Annotated in this window: 17 protein-coding genes, 15 tRNA genes and 1 rRNA gene; 2 read left to right on the forward strand and 31 right to left on the reverse strand. The window is 36.7% G+C overall.

Features of this window, described 5'->3' with window-relative positions; all coding sequences use genetic code 11:
- Nucleotides 1-97: 97 nt before the first annotated feature.
- The 9 genes from CEF14_RS13055 to CEF14_RS13095 form a co-directional block, all read right to left on the reverse strand.
- Entirely contained in the window at nucleotides 98-775 is a 678-nt protein-coding gene (locus CEF14_RS13055) for an ABC transporter ATP-binding protein (RefSeq protein WP_102693266.1), read from the reverse strand.
- Nucleotides 776-1,891, reverse strand: a complete 1,116-nt coding sequence (locus CEF14_RS13060) for an ABC transporter permease (protein WP_102693267.1) — start codon at nucleotides 1,889-1,891, stop codon at nucleotides 776-778.
- A 96-nt stretch (nucleotides 1,892-1,987) separates the two neighbouring features.
- Nucleotides 1,988-2,560, reverse strand: a complete 573-nt coding sequence (locus CEF14_RS13065) for a TetR/AcrR family transcriptional regulator (RefSeq protein ID WP_102693268.1) — start codon at nucleotides 2,558-2,560, stop codon at nucleotides 1,988-1,990.
- Nucleotides 2,561-2,733: 173 nt separating this feature from the next.
- The gene (locus tag CEF14_RS13070; RefSeq protein ID WP_102693269.1) at nucleotides 2,734-3,675 is read right to left on the reverse strand and encodes a 3-hydroxyacyl-CoA dehydrogenase family protein; all 942 of its coding nucleotides are present in this window, start codon (nucleotides 3,673-3,675) and stop codon (nucleotides 2,734-2,736) included.
- Between the two features lie 175 nt (nucleotides 3,676-3,850).
- Complete coding sequence (locus CEF14_RS13075) at nucleotides 3,851-4,636, reverse strand: 3-hydroxybutyrate dehydrogenase (protein ID WP_102693270.1); 786 nt, start codon at nucleotides 4,634-4,636, stop codon at nucleotides 3,851-3,853.
- 99 nt (nucleotides 4,637-4,735) lie between these two features.
- Complete coding sequence (locus CEF14_RS13080) at nucleotides 4,736-6,166, reverse strand: GntP family permease (protein WP_102693271.1); 1,431 nt, start codon at nucleotides 6,164-6,166, stop codon at nucleotides 4,736-4,738.
- Between the two features lie 94 nt (nucleotides 6,167-6,260).
- Nucleotides 6,261-7,445 (reverse strand): acetyl-CoA C-acetyltransferase, encoded by a 1,185-nt coding sequence (locus tag CEF14_RS13085; protein ID WP_102693272.1) that lies wholly within the window; start codon nucleotides 7,443-7,445, stop codon nucleotides 6,261-6,263.
- A 142-nt stretch (nucleotides 7,446-7,587) separates the two neighbouring features.
- Entirely contained in the window at nucleotides 7,588-8,238 is a 651-nt protein-coding gene (locus tag CEF14_RS13090) for a 3-oxoacid CoA-transferase subunit B (protein WP_102693273.1), read from the reverse strand.
- A 26-nt stretch (nucleotides 8,239-8,264) separates the two neighbouring features.
- Nucleotides 8,265-8,966: a CoA transferase subunit A gene (locus CEF14_RS13095; protein WP_102693274.1), complete on the reverse strand. Its 702-nt coding sequence runs from the start codon at nucleotides 8,964-8,966 to the stop codon at nucleotides 8,265-8,267.
- A 132-nt stretch (nucleotides 8,967-9,098) separates the two neighbouring features.
- Between CEF14_RS13095 and CEF14_RS13100 the strand changes: the two genes are divergently transcribed.
- A complete protein-coding gene (locus CEF14_RS13100; RefSeq protein WP_102693275.1) occupies nucleotides 9,099-9,998 on the forward strand; it encodes a LysR family transcriptional regulator in 900 nt (299 codons plus the stop codon).
- A gap of 50 nt (nucleotides 9,999-10,048) precedes the next feature.
- Here the strand turns inward: CEF14_RS13100 and trhA are convergent, their stop codons facing one another.
- From trhA to CEF14_RS13115, 3 genes are all read right to left on the reverse strand, one after another.
- Nucleotides 10,049-10,684: a PAQR family membrane homeostasis protein TrhA gene (gene trhA / locus CEF14_RS13105; protein ID WP_245890166.1), complete on the reverse strand. Its 636-nt coding sequence runs from the start codon at nucleotides 10,682-10,684 to the stop codon at nucleotides 10,049-10,051.
- A gap of 173 nt (nucleotides 10,685-10,857) precedes the next feature.
- Nucleotides 10,858-12,477: an amidohydrolase gene (locus CEF14_RS13110; protein ID WP_102693276.1), complete on the reverse strand. Its 1,620-nt coding sequence runs from the start codon at nucleotides 12,475-12,477 to the stop codon at nucleotides 10,858-10,860.
- 16 nt (nucleotides 12,478-12,493) lie between these two features.
- Complete coding sequence (locus tag CEF14_RS13115; RefSeq protein WP_102693277.1) at nucleotides 12,494-13,831, reverse strand: APC family permease; 1,338 nt, start codon at nucleotides 13,829-13,831, stop codon at nucleotides 12,494-12,496.
- A gap of 255 nt (nucleotides 13,832-14,086) precedes the next feature.
- Between CEF14_RS13115 and CEF14_RS13120 the strand changes: the two genes are divergently transcribed.
- Nucleotides 14,087-15,460, forward strand: a complete 1,374-nt coding sequence (locus CEF14_RS13120; protein ID WP_102693278.1) for an APC family permease — start codon at nucleotides 14,087-14,089, stop codon at nucleotides 15,458-15,460.
- Nucleotides 15,461-15,944: 484 nt separating this feature from the next.
- Here the strand turns inward: CEF14_RS13120 and CEF14_RS13125 are convergent, their stop codons facing one another.
- The 19 genes from CEF14_RS13125 to rrf form a co-directional block, all read right to left on the reverse strand.
- On the reverse strand, nucleotides 15,945-17,309 hold the full coding sequence (locus CEF14_RS13125) for a putrescine aminotransferase (protein WP_102693279.1): 1,365 nt from the start codon (nucleotides 17,307-17,309) through the stop codon (nucleotides 15,945-15,947).
- 12 nt (nucleotides 17,310-17,321) lie between these two features.
- Nucleotides 17,322-18,815: an aldehyde dehydrogenase family protein gene (locus CEF14_RS13130; RefSeq protein WP_102693280.1), complete on the reverse strand. Its 1,494-nt coding sequence runs from the start codon at nucleotides 18,813-18,815 to the stop codon at nucleotides 17,322-17,324.
- 193 nt (nucleotides 18,816-19,008) lie between these two features.
- A complete protein-coding gene (locus CEF14_RS13135; RefSeq protein ID WP_102693281.1) occupies nucleotides 19,009-21,126 on the reverse strand; it encodes a sigma 54-interacting transcriptional regulator in 2,118 nt (705 codons plus the stop codon).
- Between the two features lie 203 nt (nucleotides 21,127-21,329).
- Nucleotides 21,330-21,401: transfer RNA gene (locus tag CEF14_RS13140), tRNA-Glu, on the reverse strand.
- 1 nt (nucleotide 21,402) lies between these two features.
- A tRNA-Asn gene (locus CEF14_RS13145) sits at nucleotides 21,403-21,479 on the reverse strand.
- Nucleotides 21,480-21,488: 9 nt separating this feature from the next.
- Nucleotides 21,489-21,565, reverse strand: a tRNA-Ile gene (locus tag CEF14_RS13150).
- Between the two features lie 7 nt (nucleotides 21,566-21,572).
- Nucleotides 21,573-21,656, reverse strand: a tRNA-Tyr gene (locus tag CEF14_RS13155).
- Between the two features lie 9 nt (nucleotides 21,657-21,665).
- Nucleotides 21,666-21,738: transfer RNA gene (locus tag CEF14_RS13160), tRNA-Thr, on the reverse strand.
- A 10-nt stretch (nucleotides 21,739-21,748) separates the two neighbouring features.
- Nucleotides 21,749-21,824, reverse strand: a tRNA-Phe gene (locus CEF14_RS13165).
- A gap of 31 nt (nucleotides 21,825-21,855) precedes the next feature.
- Nucleotides 21,856-21,932, reverse strand: a tRNA-Asp gene (locus CEF14_RS13170).
- A gap of 15 nt (nucleotides 21,933-21,947) precedes the next feature.
- Nucleotides 21,948-22,040 (reverse strand) — tRNA-Ser (locus tag CEF14_RS13175).
- 15 nt (nucleotides 22,041-22,055) lie between these two features.
- A tRNA-Ala gene (locus tag CEF14_RS13180) sits at nucleotides 22,056-22,131 on the reverse strand.
- Nucleotides 22,132-22,147: 16 nt separating this feature from the next.
- Nucleotides 22,148-22,224: transfer RNA gene (locus tag CEF14_RS13185), tRNA-Pro, on the reverse strand.
- A gap of 4 nt (nucleotides 22,225-22,228) precedes the next feature.
- A tRNA-Arg gene (locus CEF14_RS13190) sits at nucleotides 22,229-22,305 on the reverse strand.
- A gap of 43 nt (nucleotides 22,306-22,348) precedes the next feature.
- Nucleotides 22,349-22,423: transfer RNA gene (locus CEF14_RS13195), tRNA-Gly, on the reverse strand.
- A 14-nt stretch (nucleotides 22,424-22,437) separates the two neighbouring features.
- Nucleotides 22,438-22,519: transfer RNA gene (locus CEF14_RS13200), tRNA-Leu, on the reverse strand.
- A 17-nt stretch (nucleotides 22,520-22,536) separates the two neighbouring features.
- Nucleotides 22,537-22,609, reverse strand: a tRNA-Lys gene (locus CEF14_RS13205).
- A gap of 15 nt (nucleotides 22,610-22,624) precedes the next feature.
- A tRNA-Val gene (locus CEF14_RS13210) sits at nucleotides 22,625-22,700 on the reverse strand.
- A 9-nt stretch (nucleotides 22,701-22,709) separates the two neighbouring features.
- Nucleotides 22,710-22,826: ribosomal RNA gene (gene rrf, locus CEF14_RS13215) — 5S ribosomal RNA — on the reverse strand.
- Nucleotides 22,827-22,850: the final 24 nt, after the last annotated feature.

Genomic DNA, 22,850 nt, shown 5'->3' on the forward strand with positions numbered 1-22,850 from the left:
TTTTGTTACGAAAGAACGTCATCTTATTATGAAATAAGAGGGACTGATCCACTTATTGGACAGTCCCTCTAAAATTATCATTTAAAACTATAGCAATCTATTTTTGTAAAGTTAGAATACCATCTTCCATTCTATACACTTTATCGCAGTACTTTAACATACGTTCATCGTGCGTTACCATTATAGAGGCTTTGTTTCGTTTTTTCACTTCATTTGCAATTAGTTTTACCACCTCATGAGCGCGTTTAGAATCTAAACTAGCTGTTGGTTCATCGGCTAAAATGACATTCGAGTCATTCATTAATGCACGAGCAATTGCGACTCGTTGACGTTCCCCACCAGAAAGTTCATTAGGATACTTTTTCAATTTTTTACCTAACCCAAGTTCAGTAAGCAATTTTTTGGCTTTTTCTTGATCTTCTTTTGTCACTTTGCCCGTCATTTTTTTCACTAAGATCAATTGATCTATAACCTTTAAATAAGGTATTAAATTTGAGGTTTGTAAGATAAAACCAATTTCATGTAATCGGAATTTTGACAACGCTTTTGCTGTTAAATTCGTAATCTCTTTCTCATTGATACTAATTGTTCCTGAAGTTGGCTTTAATAATGCACCTGCTATAGATAAAAGTGTACTTTTTCCAGATCCTGAGGGACCAACAATTGCAACAAATTCTCCTGGTTTTACCTCCATAGAAGCATGATTTAAGGCTGTAACAGTAGAGTTTCCTTCTTTATATGTTTTTGTAACATCTTTTATTTGTAACCCATTCATCTATTCCACTCTCCCTAATGCAGTTAGTGGGTCAATCTTCGTAATCTGGCGAACAGATATAAGTGAGCTAAGTAAACTAATCAATAGTAATGCAATACCATAAAGAACAACTAGTGTTCCATTCAGATCAAATGGCATATTTTCTGGGAATACTAAAGCTGTTAAGTATGTTAATGCAGCACCTATTAAGATACCAACCACTGATAATACAAATACTTGTGACACAATTGCTTTAGTAATAAAGCTATTACTTGCACCAATCGCTTTCATAACGCCAAATTGTTGTGTTTTTTGAATAGTTATAACATAGAAGAATACGGCAATTACAAATGCTGAAATAACGATTAAGAACGCAAGCATCATAAGTATTGTTCCATTTTCCTCCATATAACCTGGCATACCATTAATTGCGGCATTTTTTGTTACAGTTTCTATACCATCAATTTGCTTGTCTAATTGAGCTGCATCCAGATTTGGAGCTTGTAAAACGACCGCATTTATAGCATCTTCAATACCATTATTTGAACCAGGAGCGGCATATGCATAAGATCTCCATTGATTCAATGTAGAAAATAATACAGGCAAATGATTGTAGGTTTCGTTTTCTACAAAACCAATGATTTTTAGTTTAACTGTAGAACCATCTACTTGAATTTCGTCTCCAAGTTTATAGCCTTTGTCTTTTAATGTAGTGTTGGCTATTACACCATTTTTAATTGAAGGATCCAACTGTTTACCTTCAATCGTTTTCGGTTCGATAAACCCACCTGGTTTAATTCCTAGGATTGCAACATCTGTTTTTTCTTCATTTGATTTACCATGTGAAATTGCTGCCATTGCTGCACCAAATGGTGTTGCATCTTTCACTTCTTTATTCTTCTTAATATCATTTATTAAAGATTCCGAGATTAGAGATTTACTAAATGTTGCTTTAGCTCCATCTTCATACACTACATAATCTGCATCTAAGTTCTTTATTGCTGCAGCACTTAATGTAGAAAGACCGTTCCCAAGGCCTGATAAGATAAATACTAGCCATGCTATTAATACGATGATGACACTCATTAACGTATAGCGTAGTTTTGCGTGCTTTAACTCTTTTAATGCTAAAAACATGCTGTTGTTCCTCCTTATAAGTTACACATGTGTCACTTTTAAATAAAATAAAAGTACTTTTAAAACTATTATACACATAAGTTACACACATGTCACTTATTTTTCACTACAAACACCATGTAAAATTAATCGCTTTATATATTGAAGTAGTTCATCATTCGTAAGATTTTGTTGGCGTGGAATATCTATTGTTTGAAAGATAAAAGCTAACACCAGTGCTTCCGGCATATCTGAAGCAATATAATCTTCAGTTTTTCCCTTTGCTACAATTCTTAATAATGGAGCATACAGATCTCCATGCATTGAAGACAATTGTTTCTTTTTTTGAATTACTTCTTCCGATACATTTTGTATAAGTGAAGCCATTCCTAATATCTGATGAACTTCATTAAAATTAGACATACGATTTAATAAATCTTCAAGTTGCTGCTCAAAAGTTCCATCTTGTCGAACCTTTTGCAAATCACTTATACATTGTTCCATTTCGTATAACATGAAATCAATTAGCAATTCATCTTTATTTGTGTATTGCTTATATATCGCTGCTCTTGAAACTTCTAAAGTTCCTGCTAAATGACTGATTGTAAAGCCATCGTATCCAACAAGAAGAATTTGTTCTTTTGTTGCAACAAACAGATCAATCTTTGAAAACTTACGGTCTCTCCCCAATCGAGCCACCTCATTCTAAATTTACTTTTTTTATCGTATCATTTCTGTTTCACTTAGGACAAGAATTTTTCCTTTTAAACGAATCGAATTGATCTTTCCTCACACATTTTTACTATTATTAAAAGGGCCATCCATTTGGGACGCCCTTTCAATTGTAACACTAAAAAATAGTGTTACAGTTTACCTATTTGCTTTAAAATTTCGATAAGCTGATCATCACGCCATGTCATAAACTCTTGAGAAGAATTGTTTTCCATCTCATCTCGAAGTCCCTCTTGAATTATTTCTGCAGCATTTTCAGGTATTTCTTTCCAATCTCTCATATCTTCTAACCAAGAATTCATAGATGGCCCAAGGTGATGTAAAGTGCCAATAATACCATTAGGATGTGCAAGTTCATATATTAAATGTGGACCCATTAATGCATAGCGCAATCCTGGACCATAACAAACAGCTCTGTCTACATCCTTTACTGAACATACACCATTTAAAACTAAATCAGCGGCTTCTCTCCATACTGCCATTGAGATGCGATTTGCCACATGACCTGGAATTTCTTTATCAACAATAATCGGTTCTTTATCAATTGATTTGAAGAAATCGTAGGCTATGGATACAATTTTATCACTCGTTTTTTCCCCTTTAACAATTTCAACTAAAGGAATAAGATGTGGCGGATTAAACGGATGCGCTATAATACACCTTTCTGGATATTCGGAAAATTTTTGGATCTCACTAATTAAAAGACCTGAAGAACTGCTTGCATAGATAGCTTTAGGAGCGTATTTATCCATTTCACTAACAATTTTTTGCTTTACTTCATAGCTTTCATAAGCTGATTCTTGAACGAATTGAGCATTAGTAAACGCTTTTTCCATATCAACAGTATAAACTGCACGTTCCTTAGCATCGTTACTCACTTCAGTTGTTATAATGCCCTTTTGAACTAGGAAATCTAGGTTAGAATCTATTAAAGTTTTTGCTCTTGCTAGCGCCTCTTCGTTAATATCTTGGATGTAAACATTTAGTCCTTTCCAAAGATAGTATGTTGCCCAACTAGCTCCAATTGTTCCACCACCAACACAAACAACTTTTTTAATATCTTGTACTCTCATTTAATTTAACCTCCTAATCGTTACAACATATTATCCTCTTACTGGATTAGACATAATATTATAATCCTTTATACCGTTTTTATTTCAAAAAGAAAAAGCATGCTTAGTTAAATTCGCTCTGTTGAATTCTTGTATTAAATTAAAAGTAGGCAGATGAAAAAGAACAAGATGAAGATTATTGAGCAGTATAACCACCATCTAAGATTACTGCTTGTCCTGTGACGCCTCTTGCTTTTTCACTTGCCAAGAATACAGCATAATCAGCAATCTCTGATACATCTAATAATCTTTTTTGAGGAACTAGTGAAAAAAATACTTCCTCTACAACTTTATCTACACTTACATTTCTTGTTTTTGCTAAATCATTTAGCTGATTTTGTACAAGTGGTGTATCAACATAGCCTGGGCACAAAGCATTTACTGTAATACCATGTTCCGCACCTTCTAATGCTGCAACCTTTGTTAATCCAATAACTCCATGTTTTGCACTATTGTAGGCAGCCTTGCCTGCAAAACCAATTACACCATTTACAGATGCCATATTAATAACTCTTCCAAATCCTTGTTTTTTCATAATAGGGAATACATTTTTAATGCCAATGAAAGGTGCAGTTAGCATAACTTTTACTAACAATTCGAACTTTTCAGTTGGGAATTCTTCAATTGGTGCTACATATTGAAGTCCAGCATTATTGATTAAAATATCAATTCTACCAAATTCTTTATATGCAGTTTCCAAACTACTTTTATAAGCTCCTTCATCCGTAACATCACAAGGAGCAGATAAAGTCTCGAATCCTTGCTCATTTAAATGGGCTGATACTTGGTCACTTTTTTCCTTATTCATATCTGAAATGACAACCTTTGCCCCCTCCTGAGCAAAAGTTTTAGCAATTTCCAATCCAATACCACTTGCAGATCCTGTAATAAATGCTACTTTCCCTTCTAACGTCCCACTCATAATTTCTCCTCCTTTTTCTATTACTGTTCTTCTCTCTAATATACTAATTTGCTATTGTTTTATGACCATAAGGCACCAATACTATTCAGAAGTTTCTCTTTATACAATTCCAAACCAAGTGTAAAGAGCTATGGCAACAAACACAGCTAATGATTTAATCAATGTAACTATGAAAATATCACCATATGATTGTTTGTGTGTTAACCCTGTAACCGCAAGTAAAGTAATAACTGCTCCGTTATGAGGAAGTGTATCCATACCCCCTGATGCCATTGCAACAATACGATGCATTACCTCTGGTGGAATATTCGCTGCGGCAATTGCTTTATTATATGTTTCAGCCATCGCACTTAACGCAATCCCCATACCTCCAGATGCAGATCCAGTGACACCTGCAAGAGCACTAGTTGTAACTGCTCCATTAACCAAAGGATTTGAAAAAGTACCAGATAATGCATGATTGATTTGGGCAAATCCAGGAAGTGCAGCGATAACTCCACCAAAACCGTATTCAGATCCAGTGTTCATGACCGCAAGTAGTGAACCACCGATACTCGCATTAAGTCCTTCTTTCATGGTTTTTGTTACTCGATTCCAACCAAAAGCAAGAGCGGTAACAATTCCGACGACTAATGCAATTTCAACTGCCCAAATTGCAGCATTTGCTTTTACATCAACTGTATAGCTATCTAATCCAATAGCTGCAAAATCAAACCCATTTGGATACCATTTTGGTATAGCCGTAGTCAAGTATCTATTCATCACTGCGACGAGAACAAGTGGTACAAATGCAAAGATTTGTCGCATTACAGATTGATTTGATTTCATATCAATCTTAGCTTCTTCATTTAAGTCCATCTCAATTGTTGCGGCTGTTTCATCTGCAAATCCAAAATAACCTTCCCCAGCTTTTTTAGCTTGTCTCTTTCTAAACTCTAGGTATGTCAAGCCACCTCCTAAGACAAAAATGGCTCCAATAATCCCAAGTATAGGTGCGGCGTAAATGTCTGTTCCAAAGAAAGTAGTGGGAATAACATTTTGAATTTGTGGTGTACCTGGTACTGCATCCATTGTGAACGTAAACGCACCTAGTCCAATAGTAGCTGGCATAAGTCTTTTAGGAATATCTGCTTCCTTAAATAATTGGACTGCAAATGGATAAATGGCAAAAACAGCTACAAATAAGCTTACTCCGCTATATGTTAAAATTGCACCTAAAAGGACAATTGTTAACATCGCTTGCTTTTTACCAATCAAACGGATAATTGTCTTTGCAATTGATTCCGCAATACCTGACATTTCGATAATTTTCCCGAAAATAGCTCCTAATAAGAAGACAGGAAAATAATTTTTAATAAACCCAACCATCTTTTCCATAAATATTCCAGAAAAGAATGGTAAGATATTCGCTGGATCTATAAATAGTACTGCTAATAGTGCAAAAATAGGTGCCATTAATATAACTGAATATCCGCGGTAGGCAAAAAATATTAACAGCCCTAGCGCGAGTAGGATAATAATCAAATCCATAAGGATCCCCCTCTAACGTTGAACATAGTGTAAACTCCCATCTAAGTAAGCCTTTATAGAAAAATCCCTATATTTTCACACTTTGTTTCTCTTCTTATTTTTCAATTTCTATAACAGTTGCAACCCCTTGACCACCGCCAATACATAATGTAGCTAATCCATAGCGAGATTTACGGCGTTGCATTTCATACAAAAGTGTGACTAGTATACGTGCACCACTAGCCCCAATCGGATGTCCTAGAGCAATTGCACCACCATTGACATTCAATATTTCTCTTGAAATATTCAACTCTCGCCCAACTGCAAGTGATTGTGCAGCAAATGCTTCGTTTGCTTCAACAAGTTCTATTTCATCAATTGTTAACCCTGCTTTTTTTAGTGCCTTATTTGTAGCGGGTATTGGTCCAATCCCCATAATTTTTGGATCTACACCAGCAGAACCATAACCTCGAATTATCGCCATTGGTTTAATACCAAGTTCTATTGCCTTTTCTCGACTCATTAGCACTAACGCAGCAGCTCCATCATTTATCCCTGATGCATTACCTGCTGTTACAGTACCTTCTTTTTTAAAGGCTGGCTTTAATTTGAAAAGTGTGTCTGTAGTTACACCTTCACGCGGAAATTCATCTGTATCAAAAATAATTGGATTACACTTACGTTGTGGAATCTCAATAGGTACAATCTCAGCCTTAAATTTTCCTTCTTTAATGGCTTTCTCTGTTTTTTGTTGACTCCAAGCTGCAAACTCATCTTGTTCTTCTCTTGAAATGTTATATTTCTCAGCGATGTTTTCAGCAGTGATTCCCATATGATACGAATTAATAGAGCATTGCAATCCATCCATAATCATACTGTCAACAACTTTACCATCCCCCATTCGATAACCAGATCGCCCTTGCATCAGTAGGTATGGAGCCATACTCATATTTTCCATTCCACCTGCTACTACAATGTCCGCATCACCTGTTTGAATAGCTTGCGTAGCAAGATGTATAGCCTTCAATCCAGATCCACATAATTTATTGATCGCCATCGCAGTTACTTCAATAGGCAATCCCGCTTTAAGTGCAGCTTGTCGAGCTGGGCCTTGACCAAGACCAGCTTGAAGAACATTCCCCATGATCACTTCATCTACTTGTTCTCCTTGAATCCCTGCACGATTTATAGCTTCTTTAATGACAATTGCCCCTAACTCTGTAGCAGGTGTATTATGCAAAGCCCCCATAAAACTACCGATTGCAGTTCTAACAGCACTTACAATAACAACATCTCGCATAATGCCTATCCCCTTTGTTTATTTTAATTGATACTAAAATTATATATTTATCCATAATATTTTTTATAAAGCTCTATTTTTGTTCTCTACTAAAAAGGTAAAACAACCAATTTTTCCGAAAAGTATTATCGTATTAAAATTATTATGAAAAAATCAATTCTGGAGATATTGTAAATGTAGCTTCTGTCTTTTCTTTTACATCTTCAATCGTTACCCCTGGTTGTGTTTCTACTAGAATCATTCCGTCAAAGGTAAAGTCAAAAACTGCTAAATCAGTAATTAATCGCTGTACAACTTGTTTACCTGTAAGAGGTAATGAACATTCTTTTTTTATTTTTGACTCACCATGCTTATTTACATGCTCCATTATGACAATTACTTTTTTGGCACCATTCACAAGATCCATTGCTCCGCCCATACCTTTTACCATTTTGCCTGGAATCATCCAGTTAGCTAAATCTCCTTGCTCAGATACTTCCATACCTCCAAGAATGGCTAAATCGATATGTCCTCCACGTATCATTGCAAATGATTCTGCACTATCAAAAAATGAAGCTCCCGGTACTGCTGTAACCGTTTCCTTACCAGCGTTGATTAAATCAGGATCTTCCATTCCTTCTAAGGGATAAGGTCCAATGCCTAGTAATCCATTTTCTGATTGAAGCAAAACATTGAAATCGGTCGGAATTTCATTTGCAACTAGCGTTGGTATGCCAATACCAAGATTTACGTTCATACCATCTTCAACTTCCATAACGGCTCTTTTCACAATTTTACGATGTGTATCTTTCATTTCTGACACCCCATTCTATAGATATATTAAGCTTTTACAACTGTGAGTTTCTCAATTCTTTTTTGATAATCCGTTCCAAGTAATAGTCGTTGCACATAAATCCCTGGTAAATGAATTTCATCAGGATCTAATTCACCAGGTTCAACAATTTCTTCTACTTCAGCGATCGTTATGTTCCCTGCCATAGCTGCAATTGGATTAAAATTACGTGCAGTTTTTCGGAATACTAAGTTCCCCAGTGTATCTGCTTTCCAAGCCTTTACAAGTGCGTAATCTCCTACGATCCCACGTTCTAGAAGATATGTTTTCCCATCAAAATCTTTTGTTTCTTTTCCTTCCGCAATTGGAGTACCAACGCCTGTTGCAGTATAGAAACCTGGAATTCCTGCTCCACCAGCACGAATCCTCTCTGCAAGAGTACCTTGTGGAACTAACTCGACTTCTAATTCGCCACTCAAAAATTGTTGTTCAAATGTTTTATTTTCACCTACATATGAAGCAATCATTTTCTTAATTTGATGATTTGCTAACAATAATCCCAATCCCCAATCATCAACTCCACAATTATTGCTGACAATGGTCAAATCTTTTGTTCCTTGTTCTTTAAGTGCTTGTATAGAATATTCAGGAATTCCTGAAAGTCCGAATCCCCCAACGATTATAGTAGAGCCATCTTCAATATCAGAAACCGCTTCCAAAAATGAATTCATCACTTTACTTTTTTTCATATGATTACCCCTTTGCTATGTTGCTAAGATTCTGATTACTATATAAATTAGTTTACAATTCGTTTGTTTATAAGTAAAATTCATAAATAGAATAAATAACATGAATATAGAGAATAAATGGGGAGAGGAATAATGAATTTACGTGAAATACTTTTATTTATGGAGGTAGCAGATCAACAAAGTTTTACAAAAGCTGCGGAGCATACTTACTTATCTCAGCCGTCACTCAGTAAAGTTGTGAAAAAGCTGGAAGAGGAATTACAAGTTGAACTATTTGATCGCTCTACAAGACACCTTCACCTTACAGATGCCGGTAAAATCGTCTATCAACAAGGCCAAAAATCTTTAGAGTCCCTCTCCGAACTTAAGGTATTATTAGATGAGCTTAGGAATGTGAAAACAGGAAAAATAAAAATAGGCATTCCGCCATTAGTAGGGACGCTTGTCTTCCCTGATATGGCACTAAAGTTTCATGCAAAATATCCAAAAGTTTTGCTCCAACTTGTTGAATTAGGAGCCAAACGGATTGTCCCTCTAGTAGAAGATAACAAAGTTGATTTAGGGATTTGTGTACTACCAGTAGACGAGGAAAAACTTAACGTATATCCGTTTATTTCAGATGAATTTGTCGTGTTTATTTATGATGACCATCCACTTGCAGCAAGAGAATTCTTATCTATAAGTGAATTAAAACATGAAAATTTCATCTTATTTTCAAATGATTTTACGTTACATGATTCAGTTATAAATGCTTGTAAAGAAAATGGATTTGAACCAAACGTTTCATACGAAACCTCTCAATGGGATTTAATCACGGAACTGATCGCTGCTAAAATGGGCATTGCTCTATTGCCAAAGTCAATCTTTTATAAACAAAATCATCCTAATGTTAAAATGATTCCTATTAAAGGTTCTGTTTTTCTCTGGAGACTTGGCATTATCACTAAAAAAAATGCCTATCACTCTTTTGCAACAAGAGAATTACTTAAAATGCTCATAGGAAATCCAAATGATCAAAAGACTATGGAATAAGAAAAAGACAGCTATCGAATAGATAGCTGTCTTTTTGATTCCAATAACATTTAAATATAAAAATATATACTTGCAAACATTGCTGCACATCCACCCATAACAAAAACATGCCAGATTGCATGATTATAGGGAATCTGTTTATTCTTATAAAAATAAGTACCTGCTGTGTAAATAACACCACCAAGCAATAGTACTAAAAAGCCATTCCCAGAAATATGTGATACTAATGGCTTGTAGACAAAAATAATAAGCCACCCCATACCGATATAAACAATTAAAGATAGCGTTTTGAATCTGTAAACAAAGAACATCTTCATAACAATACCAATAAGCGTTAAAATCCACTCAATCCAGAAAATAGTCCAACCTGTTTGACCACCAACTGCAACAAGTGCAATAGGTGTGTAAGTACCCGCAATTAAAAAGAAAATGGAACAATGATCTAACTTTTTGAAAAAGCTTTTATGCGTTGGAACACTATGATAGAGTGTTGAGCTTAAAAATAATAACATCATCGATACACCAAACACAATGTAACTAAATAATTCAATTTTCGATCCAGATACCTTTTGAACGAGTAAGATTAATCCAGGAATTGTTATCAGGAAAGCCACTCCATGAGTTAGTGCATTCCAAAATTCTTCCCTTTTACTGTAGCCACTCTCTATATTTACAGTATGTGCCACTATCATCACTTCTTTCTATTCCTATTATTCAATATTTTGGATGATAGACATAGTACACTGTGTCATAGAAATAATATGACAAATATAATAGGTTTTAACTATATGAATACTAATCTACAAAATAGGTAATTCGTTAACGAAAGACTAACCACCTATATGATTTTTTTATTGCATTATTTTACCATAATTGCTTCCCAGACCTTTTGACCATCCATTAATGTGAGAACTACTTTTGCCTCTAAAATTTCCTCTTTTGGACATGTGAATAAATCTCGATCTAATACAATAATATCTGCAAATTTTCCTACTTCTAATGTACCAAGCTCTTGCTCACGAAATACGCTAAAAGCAGGTACTTGTGTATATGCTTTTAGTGCCTGTGCAAGTGATACTTTTTCTTGTTCATTCCAAGTGTCTTCTAACGTAATATCCATTCTTGTTACTGCATGATAAATCTCTAGCATTGGATCAAGGGGAACGATTGGATAATCACTACTGTAAGAAACAATGGCTCCAGAGTCAATTAATGATTTGTTCGGATAAATATATGGATGTTTTTCTTTACTAACACGAGTTGTATGGCTTTCACGTGGCATTAATGCCATATGATATGGTTGAATAGATGGCATTACACCAAGCTCTTTGAAACGTGGAATATCAATCGGCGATATAATTTCAATATGTTCTAATGAATGGCGCGCATCTCGTTTTCCATTAATTTGCTGGGCTTTCTCGTATAAATCTAAACCTAAGCGAACTGCACCATCTCCGATTGTATGAAAGCGAATTGCAAAACCTTCATGATCTGCTTCCATCACCCATTTTTCAAGAGTTTCTATTGGATAAGCCACTTCTCCAACAGAATCGGGCTTATCTAAATACGGATCAAGCATATATGCTGTATGGCCAGTCACTACGCCATCTATAAACTGTTTCAATCCACCTAACTGTAGTCTTTCAGAATTGAATAGCTTACGTAGTTCACGAGCTTTTACCATATCACCATTTAATGGCGGATAAACATGTAATCTTGTTGTTAAACGCTGTTCTTCATCTAATTCTTTATAAATGTCATATTGCTGCAATCGTTCATGTGCACGACTTGCATACAAATCATTAACAGATGTAATGCCAAGCTTAGCTGATTTCTTTAAGAAGCTTTCAACCATTTCTTTAAACGTGTCTTTTGAAAAATCATAGGCTAAATCTGTTGCCATTGATATAGCTGTCTCAATTAAAATGCCAGTAGGTTCACCATTTTCATCTTTTACGATAATTCCGTAATCAGGATTTTCTGTATCTTTTGTGATGTTAGCAAGCTCCAAAGCTTTCGTATTTACCCAACCATAATGCCCTTCTGCATGTAATAAGACAATAGGGCGATCTTTCAATACTACATCTAATTGTTCACGAGTCGGAAACGACGTGTCACCCCAAGCGGTATGATCCCAGCCTGTTCCGATAATCCAATCTCTTGTTGTTTGTGTCTTCGCATAATCTACTACCATTTGCACCGCTTCATTAGCAGTAGTAGCATTAAATAGAGACACTGACTTTGTACTAAAGACACTACCAAGCATAATATGCATATGTGCATCATGAAAGCCTGGCATAACCAATTTATCCCCCACTTCAATCACTTCTGTAGAATTCCCTTGCCATCTTGCAATATTCTCCCAACAATCAACAGCTACAATTCGATTATCTTGAATAGCAATTGCTAATTTTTGTGGTTCATTTGCTAGTCCAGTGAAAATACGATTTCCTTTAATAATAGTTGTTGCTACAGTCATTTTACATCCCCCTTTGCTATAATTGTGCTTGTCCTGACAAATCGATTTCTGGTGGAGCCTTCTTGAAGCCTTTTGTCAAAACCAACATATAAATAACACCGCAAGCAAACCAAATACTTCCTAAAATAATTGAATGCCGATCCAAATTAATCAATAACCAAATATCTAATAGTGCTCCTATTAGTGGAATAATTAAGTATAAAAATATGCCTTTTATAGACCTTTTCTTACCTTTTACAAAGTAATAAGCAATGACGGATAAATTTACACATGTGAATGCTAAAAAGGCACCAAAGTTAATAAATGATGCAACTAGAGTCAAACTAAGTACGAGTGCTAATAATGAAAAAGCGCTAATTAATAAAATGTTATTAACAGGCGTATCATATTTCTTATGAAGCTTACCGAAAAAATTACTCGGCAACTGGCCATCACGCCCCATCGCAAACAACACACGTGATGCACTCGCCTGTGATGACATAGCAGAACCAAAAGCGGTAAATCCGTAAACAGCTAAAAAGAAGGAAGTGAATGTTTTACCGCCTACAAGTTTAATAATGTCATTTGCCGCAGCATCTGCATTTGTAAATGTGTTGTAATCTGGCCAAACATTATGAGCAAAATAGGAAACAGCAATAAAGACAAGCCCTCCCATAAATACAATCGAATAGACAGCACGTGGAATGGTTTTTTGTGGATTAATTGTCTCCTCTGCAAATGTTGTCGCAGAATCAAAGCCTAAAAAAGAAAAGCATAATAATGCTGCCCCTGCAACCACATATGAAAATGGTTGGCCTGTATTATAGAAAGCATCAAAGTTCCAAATACTCCCCGTTCCTGTCCCTGCATTAATTTCCTGAATTGATAGCGCAATAAAAATAACAATAAACAAAAGCGATACACCTGTTAACAAAATATTCGCCTTTGTTGCCATCTGCACTCCAAGTACATTAACAACTGTTACAAGGATTAATAATCCTAATACCCAAACGTATGGAGGAATTGATGGAAAGGTAGCCGAAAAGAAAATGCTAAATAATAGATAATTTACCATCGGTATAAACAAATAGTCCATTAAAATAGACCAACCGACTAAAAAACCTAAATATGGATTAATGGCTTTTTGCGTATAAGCATAAGCAGAACCGGCAGACGGAATTGCCTTTGCCATCTGACCATAGCTATATGCTGTAAACAACATCACCACAAGTGCCAAGACATATGCTCCTGGTACCATGCCATGTGAAATTTCAGCAGCAATACCATACGTACTAAAAACTGTCGCTAATGCCATAAACGAAAAACCAAACAATACAACAGGGACTAATGTTAATGTTCTCTTCATTTCTTTCATAAAATACCTCCCTATTAATAGATTTTACTTTGTGTATATACATGCATAATTCATGCCAAATAAATACATTATTATCTTCATCTTTCTATTCAAGTGAATAATGCAGTTTTGAATTTTCTATGCTTATTTGCATAAAAATTTGCTAGAAAGTAAATCTATTTTTATACAATTCTTCTTTTCAAAATGCTTTTCTTATTTTTGGCACAATTTATGCACATGAAAAGTAAAGGGGAATTTTAGAAGGGGGAATGATAGATGGAAAATGTTTCTACATTAAGAAGATCACTTAAATTATGGCAAATTGTAATGATTGGACTTGCTTATATGACGCCCATGGTTGTATTTGATACGTTTGGGATCGTATCACATGTGACAGATGGACATGTTCCAACTTCTTATGTCATTGCTTTAGTTGGCATGTTACTCACCGCCTCAAGTTATGGCAAACTTGTTCGTATCTTTCCAACAGCAGGATCCGCTTATACCTATACGCAAAAAGCACTGAGTCGGAGACTGGGTTTTTTAATTGGTTGGGCATCATTACTTGATTACTTATTTTTACCTATGGTGAATGCGTTATTGACGCAAATATATTTGACTGCTTTATTTCCAGAAGTCCCATCATGGATATGGGTTGTATTATTCGTCGCACTAGTGACGTATTTAAATTTACGAAGTGTTAACTTGCTTGCCAATTTCAATGCAGTTTTCGTATTCATACAAATAGCAATGATGATTGTCTTTGTTATTCTTGTTGTTCGTGGCCTTCAAACAGGAGAAGGAACGGGAACGGTCTTCTCACTTCAGCCATTTATATCTGAAGATATGAATATGGGGCATATTATTACAGGTGCAACAATCTTATGTTTCTCATTTCTTGGATTTGATGCAGTCACAACATTAGCAGAAGAAACACCTAATCCTAAAAAAACAATTCCAAAAGCCATTCTTTATACGGCTTTATGGGGTGGCGTGATTTTCATTACTGCTTCATTTTTTATACAATTATTTTTCCCAGATGTCTCACGTTTTCACAATCCAGATGCTGCTTTACCTGAAATTGCACTTTATGTAGGTGGAAAACTATTTCAGACTATTTTCTTGTGTACAACATTTGTTAACACACTTGCTTCTGGTATGGCATCGCATGCAAGCGTGTCACGGTTACTTTATGTAATGGGACGAGATCAGGTTTTCCCTGAAAAGTGGTTTGGCTTTATCCATCCAAAGTGGAAAACGCCATCTATTAATGTATTAATTGTGGGAGCAATATCGCTGTCTGCTATTTTCTTTGATTTGGTAACAGCCACTTCACTTATTAATTTTGGCGCATTAATGGCATTCACATCTGTTAACCTTTGTGTTATTAGTCATTTTGTTATTCGTGAAAAAAAGCATCGTACAGTAAAAGGTTTCTTCAATTATTTAGTAATACCGGTGCTAGGTGCCCTGTCTGTTGGTATTCTTTGGGCCAATATTGAAAAAAGTTCACTCATTATGGGCGTCATTTGGCTCTCAATTGGGTTCATTTACTTACTTTATTTAACAAAGGCATTCCGCAAAGCACCACCTCAATTTAAAGAAGAAGATTTAGTAAACGAGTTACCTGAAATGCAAATTACGAGTTAATCGAAGGGCTTATCTAAAGAAAAAGTGATAACTATTTGCATAAACTAAACAAACCGCATGAGCGAGCAAAGCTGGCTCATGCGGTTTGTACGTTTAGCATGGATATCTAGTAGAAAAGATTTTACTATGATTATCCAGTTTTCCCCTTTAAAAAAATAGAACATTAACCGATATCTGCTATGGATTTGTTTGCTTTCCTGAGGGCGAGCGCTGAGCTATTTCGGACAACAGGATGTGGTGTCTTAGACTCCGTTCCTTAAGATGTTGAAGAGTCTCAACTGCATACTTTTCCCGTGAAAATCGAGCAATCCTCCACTATAATCAGTAAACAATGAGACACAGACACCTTGAGAGTAAGATTGCAGAAGAGAATATTCCTAATTAACACGCTTGAGATTTTACCTTAAAACAGCTAACAGGGAGGCATTTCTCGATAGTATCAAGAAATGCCTCCCTAGCTATTCAGTATCATAAGGAACTTACATTATAGTGATTCTAACACTTCTTTAAAACGGCTAATTACAGCGTCAACTTCTTCATATTTTATCGTTAGTGCTGGCTCAATACGGATAGTTTTTGAGTTAATTAAAGTCCCTGCAACTAGTACACCACGATCAAACATACCTTTTGATACTTCGTAGCCAATTTCATCATCATGGAATTCAATACCGATCATTAAACCTTGACCACGAATTTCTAATACTTTATCGCTATGTGCTAACGCTACTTCACGCAATCCTTTTAAGAAGTATTCACCAACCTCTGCTGCACGTTGAGGTAATTGTTCTTCGATTAGTACACTAATTGTAGCAAGAGCTGCTGCACATGCTAATGGATTTCCACCAAATGTTGTTGTATGCATGAATGGGTTTGGGAACCAACTTTTGAATACTTCTTCTTTTGCTACAACGGCTCCTGCTGGCATAACACCACCACCAAATGCTTTTGCTAAACAAATAATATCTGGTACTACATCATAAAGCTCTGATGCGAACATTTTCCCTGTACGTCCCATACCTGTTTGTACTTCATCTAAGATCATTAATGCACCATATTCATCACAAAGTGCACGAACTTCTTTTAAATAATCTTTTGGTGGAATAATAATACCGCCTTCACCTTGGATTGGTTCGAGAAGAACTGCGGCTACGTCCTCACCCGTTAATGCACATGCTTCAAATGTCTTACGCATCATGTCAATATCACCAAATGCAACATGACGGAAACCAGGTACTAGAGGTAAAAATGGTTTTCGGAACATGCTTTTTGATGTTGCAGATAATGAACCCAAACTTTTACCATGGAATGCTTTAGTTGTTGCAATGAAAGTTGTACGTTCACTATACATTTTTGCTAATTTTAGCGCTGCTTCTACACTTTCCGTTCCACTGTTTGTGAAGAAAGCGTATTTTAAATCTCCTGGTGTAATTTCAGCTAATACTTTTGCTAGCATAGCACGTAGTGGGTCTAGTAAATCTTGGCTATGAAGTGCTTGACGTTGCAACTGATCTTGTACTGCCTTCATTACTTTTGGGTGACGATGTCCAACATTATAGATACCAAATCCACCTAGGCAGTCAATATATTCATTACCATTTAAGTCTTTAAAGCAAGATTCACCATCAGACCATTCAACAGCTGCAAATTGGCCGTCTTTCGTAACGGTTTTACGATATTCTAGGAAGCCTGGGTTTACATTTTCACGGAAACCATTAACGGTTTCTTCAGTAATCCATTTTGCTTCTTCTGCTGTCACTTCTTTTTTTTCAATGATGTTTAATACTTTATCTAGATACTCTGATACTTCTGCTTCTTTTTTCGTTAATTGACTATTCAAATTGATACTCATATGATCCGCTCCTTATTTTTCAAACCATTGCACTGGTTCTACTTGTAAATTGATATTAATTTGTTTAATTTCTTGGAATTCATCGAAACCGTAAGTACCTAAGCTACGCCCGATACCACTTTCTTTATAGCCACCCCATGGTGCTTCATTATAAGTTGGATGATATGAATTAATCCAAGTAATACCTGAACGTAATTTTTTAATAACGCGCAATGCTTTTGTACCATCATTTGAGAAGACTGCCCCTGCCAAACCATATTTCGTACCATTAGCTAATTGAATGGCTTCTTCTTCCGTTCTGAATTTTTGGATGACTGCAACAGGCCCAAAAATTTCTTCCTGTACAATTCGCATGTTTTGGTCTACATCTACGAAGGCTGTCGGTTCAACAAAATAGCCCTTATCATAGCCATTTTCTGTAATGCGATTACCGCCACAGATAACACGAGCACCTTCTTCTTTACCAATTTCGATATAGTTTAGTACTTTCTCAAGATGTTGTTGGCTTACTAATGGACCCATTTCTGTCCCTTCTGCTAAACCCGAGCCTACTTTTATCTGTTTTGCCCTCTCTGCAAAACGATTAACAAAACGTTCATAAATACTTTCTTCTACTAAAATACGAGAACCCGCAGAACATACTTGCCCAGCGCCGCAGTAGATACCAAATAGTGCAAAATCTACTGCTACTTCAAAGTCAGCGTCTGCAAAAATAATATTTGGAGACTTTCCACCAAGTTCAAGCGATACTTTTTTCATTGTATCTGCTGCCTTTTTCATAATATGTTTCCCTGTTTTCGTACCACCCGTGAACGAAATCATATCAACATCAGGACTTTCTGTAATTGCATCGCCTACAATATTGCCAGCACCCATAACCATATTTGCTACACCTTTTGGTAAGCCAGCCTCCTCAAAAATTTCGAATAACTTTGTTGGAGTAATTGGTGTTACTTCGGACGGTTTAAACACAACAGTATTCCCTGCAGCTAAAGCGGGTGCAAGTTTCCAAACACTCATTAATAATGGGAAGTTCCAAGGAACGATTAAACCACAAACCCCCACTGGTTCACGAACAACCATAGCTTGCATTGGGTCTGCAACATGGTATGTCTCGCCATCTGGCTTTGTCACGATACCAGCATAATAACGGAAACAGGCAGCTGCATCTGCTATATCAGCTTCTGCTTCACGTAAAGGCTTACCATTATCCAATGTTTCAAGGCGTGCTAATTCCTCAGCATGTTCGTCAATTTTATCTGCTACTTTTAATAAAAAATTTGCTCTTTCTGTTGCTGGTACTTCTGACCAAACACCCGTATCAAATGCATTACGTGCTGCTTGTATCGCCTTTTTGGCATCTTCTACTGTTCCTTCAGATGCTCGTGCAATTTCCTCACCAGTTGCTGGATTGATGACTGAACGCATGTCATTATTTGAAGACTTTGTCCATTGACCATCGATATACATATTCAGTTCAAGTGTATCTACTTTTACTTCTACCATATGTTGTTCCTCCTTTAACCGTTGTCAATTTATATAAAGCAAGAATCATGCCAACTTTAAAACTAGGTATCTATCTATATTTTAAAAATCTTTTTATTCAATTAAGCATACAATTATGCAATTGAGCATAAATCAATGCCGAATTGCATAAAAAAATATCCGTTAATGCATTCACATACATTAACGGATACTTCTATAATTCATATTCTTTTTTTAAAATTTTTTGATACTTACGGCTTACTGAAGATTGACTAATTCCAAGTGCTTTCGCAGCACGTGTCGTTGTCTTATATTGTTTCATAGCGAGCATGATTAATTGTTCCTCTACATCTTGAAGTGCCTCTTCTAATGGCATTACACGTGTAATAACTGGTTTATTATGATTAACACTATAACCAAGTGATAAAAAGCGGCTAACGAACTCGGAAGTAATAACGGGTTCGTCAGCTGATACAACTAATCGTTCAATCATATTTTGCAATTCACGTACATTACCCGGCCATGAATAAAATTCCAAAATATTAATGGCATCTGGTGTTAAGGTATAGTTCTTCCCATAACGTTTATTCAACTTTTCTAAAAAATGAAAGGCCAATACGGGGATATCTTCTACCCGCTCTCTTAAGGGGGGGATATGTAACGGAATAACATTTAAACGATAAAACAAATCCTCACGGAAAGTCCCCTTCGCTACCATTTCTTGCAATTTTTTATTTGTCGCTCCAATAATTTGCACATCAATAGGGATCGATTTTGTACTCCCAATTGGGACAATCTCGTGCTCTTGCAATACACGTAATAATTTTACTTGTAAATGTAATGGCATTTCTCCAATTTCATCTAAAAACAATACTCCTTCATGCGCCTGTTGGAAATATCCGATTTTACCATTCTTATCAGCGCCTGTGAATGACCCTTTTGTATAACCAAACAATTCACTTTCCAGTAAGTTTTCTGGAATGGCTCCACAATTCAGTTTCAAAAATGGCTTCTCTGAACGATGTCCTAGCTCATGTATAACTTGTGCAATAACTTCCTTTCCAACACCAGATTCACCATATAGCATAACGGTTGATGAAAAATCCGCAATTCGCTTCGCTTGTTGAACGATACGCTCCATTTTCTGACTACGGTAAATAAGCTGTTCTGTTGAACGTTCCTTATTTTTGAAAAGATCAAGTTCTTTTTTATATTGTGCGGAGATTTTTTTCATTTCTTGTAATTCACTCTCTAATCGAGTCGTCTCTGTAATATCCCGCGACGCGATTACAATACGATTAATTTCCCGTTGTTCGTTAAAAATTGGATTCCCCACTGATAAAATTTTACGTTGATTTTTCGTTTCCTGAACAATTGAAACTTTTGTTTTCCTATTAAGTACTTGGCTTATAGCAGTTGGGCAATAACGTCCTTCTTTTTCTAATTCTAATAAACTTTTACCTATCCATTCATTCAAATTCGTATCCCATACCCCAGGAATCAGTCTCTCACTTGTACGAATTAACTCTCCTTTCCCATTAACAACTAATATTTCATCATAAATACTTGATAAAATAGCATTCAAATCTTTATTAAGCCCTTTAATATCTTCAATCTCTGTTGCCATTTCTTCTACTTTTGGTAAATCTTGAACGACAATGACAATACCTTCAACAGCCTGCTCAAAATTAATAATTGGGCAATAATCTACAAGTACAATCGCCTCATCGCCAATCTGAAGCTGATTTAATATCGTCTTTCCAGTATTAAAAACATAATGTAAATAGGATCGATTAAAAATTGCTTCAGCATCACAATTTTCTACAAACTCTTTATCTAATCTCATCATCTTCAACGATGCATCATTATAATTGACAATACGGTGCGAGTGATCCACCACAAAAATCCCCATTGGTATAGATGTCAAAATAATCTTTAACAAATCTATTGCCTGATTATCTTGCTTAAAAAGCTCAACAAGCATCTCTTCGCGACGCAAATATCCGATTATATCTCCCTTAACTCCTTGCACAAGTGCAAATGGCTCCCCAATAATTTGAAACAATACTTTTACAGATAGATGTTTGTCGACTTGACAAATGCTATCAAGTGAAGTGGCATATTGGCAAAGTTCTTCTACCGTTAAATGAGGGTTTTGTTGTACATCTTGTTGCAATGTATTCATATTAATATATGACTCTAACTTCCCTTGTCTTTTTAAAAATAAAAAGGGTTCTTTCATGTCCTTAATTGCTATTAGTTGTTGACGATCTAAATGATCAATATCAATTGTCACAAGTGGACGAAGTTTTTCTACATCAACTGCAAACATTGTAATTCCCCCTTTGTTTCTTTCATCATATCATTTTACAAAATATTTAGAAAACTAATAAGAAAAATGTGATAAATAAAAAGATGAAATCAACTATCTTTAAGTTGTTCAAGCCGATACAGACTTATATATTTGACCAAATTTTTGACAGATATAAAGAAAAAATCCTTAAGACTCATTTTTGTCTTAAGGATTTCTTTAGATGACCCCTACGAGATTCGAACTCGTGTTACCGCCGTGAAAGGGCGGTGTCTTAACCGCTTGACCAAGGGGCCATGGCTCCGAAGGCAGGACTCGAACCTGCGACCCTCTGATTAACAGTCAGATGCTGCTACCAACTGAGCTACTTCGGAATTACGTTATGGTGGGCCTAAATGGACTCGAACCATCGACCTCACGCTTATCAGGCGTGCGCTCTAACCAGCTGAGCTATAGGCCCATAATAATGGTGGAGGGGGGCAGATTCGAACTGCCGAACCCGAAGGAGCGGATTTACAGTCCGCCGCGTTTAGCCTCTTCGCTACCCCTCCAAAAAATGATGCCGGCGAAAGGAGTCGAACCCTCGACCTACTGATTACAAGTCAGTTGCTCTACCAACTGAGCTACACCGGCATAATTACTATGGTGGGTCGGGACAGAATCGAACTGCCGACACTTAGAGCTTCAATCTAATGCTCTACCAACTGAGCTACCGACCCATAATAATTTTGAATTGTGATTTAAAAAAAATGGCGGTCCGGACGGGACTCGAACCCGCGACCTCCTGCGTGACAGGCAGGCATTCTAACCAGCTGAACTACCGGACCTTGTTATTTCTTTAATGGAGGAGGAAGAGGGATTCGAACCCCCGCGCGGTTTGACCCGCCTGTCGGTTTTCAAGACCGATCCCTTCAGCCAGACTTGGGTATTCCTCCGAAATAATATTTATATGGTGGAGCCTAGCGGGATCGAACCGCTGACCTCCTGCGTGCAAGGCAGGCGCTCTCCCAGCTGAGCTAAGGCCCCATATGTAAATTTGAAATGGTCGGGAAGACAGGATTCGAACCTGCGACCCCTTGGTCCCAAACCAAGTGCTCTACCAAGCTGAGCTACTTCCCGAATATGGTGCGCCCAGCAGAAGTCGAATCCACAACCTTCTGATCCGTAGTCAGACGCTCTATCCAGTTGAGCTATGGGCGCATATTATCATAATATCATTTTATATTAATAAAATTCGCAAAAATGGAGCGGAAGACGGGGTTCGAACCCGCGACCCCCACCTTGGCAAGGTGATGTTCTACCACTGAACTACTTCCGCAAATACTTTAAAGATGCGGGTGAAGGGAGTCGAACCCCCACGCCTTGCGGCGCTAGATCCTAAGTCTAGTGCGTCTGCCAATTCCGCCACACCCGCATTATAAAATTAAATGATGAGTCATGCAGGATTCGAACCAGCGACCCTCTGATTAAAAGTCAGATGCTCTACCAACTGAGCTAATGACTCATTTAAGTAAAAAAATGGTGGAGGATGACGGGATCGAACCGCCGACCCCCTGCTTGTAAGGCAGGTGCTCTCCCAGCTGAGCTAATCCTCCATTTATATAGCCTAGCAACGTCCTACTCTCGCAGGGGGACAGCCCCCAACTACCATCGGCGCTAAAGAGCTTAACTTCTGTGTTCGGCATGGGAACAGGTGTGACCTCTTTGCCATCATTACTAGACTATTGAGATTGTTCTCTCAAAAC

Source organism: Rummeliibacillus pycnus, assembly GCF_002884495.1.
GTDB lineage: Bacteria > Bacillota > Bacilli > Bacillales_A > Planococcaceae > Rummeliibacillus > Rummeliibacillus pycnus.

Coding starts and splice junctions, on each gene's coding strand:
- CEF14_RS13085 (WP_102693272.1), bottom strand. CDS start 7,445: ATGCGAGATGTTGTTATTGTAAGTGCTGTTAGAACTGCAATCGGTAGT.
- CEF14_RS13125 (WP_102693279.1), bottom strand. CDS start 17,309: ATGAGTATCAATTTGAATAGTCAATTAACGAAAAAAGAAGCAGAAGTA.
- CEF14_RS13090 (WP_102693273.1), bottom strand. CDS start 8,238: ATGAAAGATACACATCGTAAAATTGTGAAAAGAGCCGTTATGGAAGTT.
- CEF14_RS13080 (WP_102693271.1), bottom strand. CDS start 6,166: ATGGATTTGATTATTATCCTACTCGCGCTAGGGCTGTTAATATTTTTT.
- CEF14_RS13130 (WP_102693280.1), bottom strand. CDS start 18,815: ATGGTAGAAGTAAAAGTAGATACACTTGAACTGAATATGTATATCGAT.
- CEF14_RS13095 (WP_102693274.1), bottom strand. CDS start 8,966: ATGAAAAAAAGTAAAGTGATGAATTCATTTTTGGAAGCGGTTTCTGAT.
- CEF14_RS13055 (WP_102693266.1), bottom strand. CDS start 775: ATGAATGGGTTACAAATAAAAGATGTTACAAAAACATATAAAGAAGGA.
- CEF14_RS13075 (WP_102693270.1), bottom strand. CDS start 4,636: ATGAGTGGGACGTTAGAAGGGAAAGTAGCATTTATTACAGGATCTGCA.
- CEF14_RS13060 (WP_102693267.1), bottom strand. CDS start 1,891: ATGTTTTTAGCATTAAAAGAGTTAAAGCACGCAAAACTACGCTATACG.
- CEF14_RS13135 (WP_102693281.1), bottom strand. CDS start 21,126: ATGTTTGCAGTTGATGTAGAAAAACTTCGTCCACTTGTGACAATTGAT.
- CEF14_RS13120 (WP_102693278.1), top strand. CDS start 14,087: ATGGAAAATGTTTCTACATTAAGAAGATCACTTAAATTATGGCAAATT.
- CEF14_RS13110 (WP_102693276.1), bottom strand. CDS start 12,477: ATGACTGTAGCAACAACTATTATTAAAGGAAATCGTATTTTCACTGGA.
- CEF14_RS13070 (WP_102693269.1), bottom strand. CDS start 3,675: ATGAGAGTACAAGATATTAAAAAAGTTGTTTGTGTTGGTGGTGGAACA.
- CEF14_RS13115 (WP_102693277.1), bottom strand. CDS start 13,831: ATGAAAGAAATGAAGAGAACATTAACATTAGTCCCTGTTGTATTGTTT.
- CEF14_RS13100 (WP_102693275.1), top strand. CDS start 9,099: ATGAATTTACGTGAAATACTTTTATTTATGGAGGTAGCAGATCAACAA.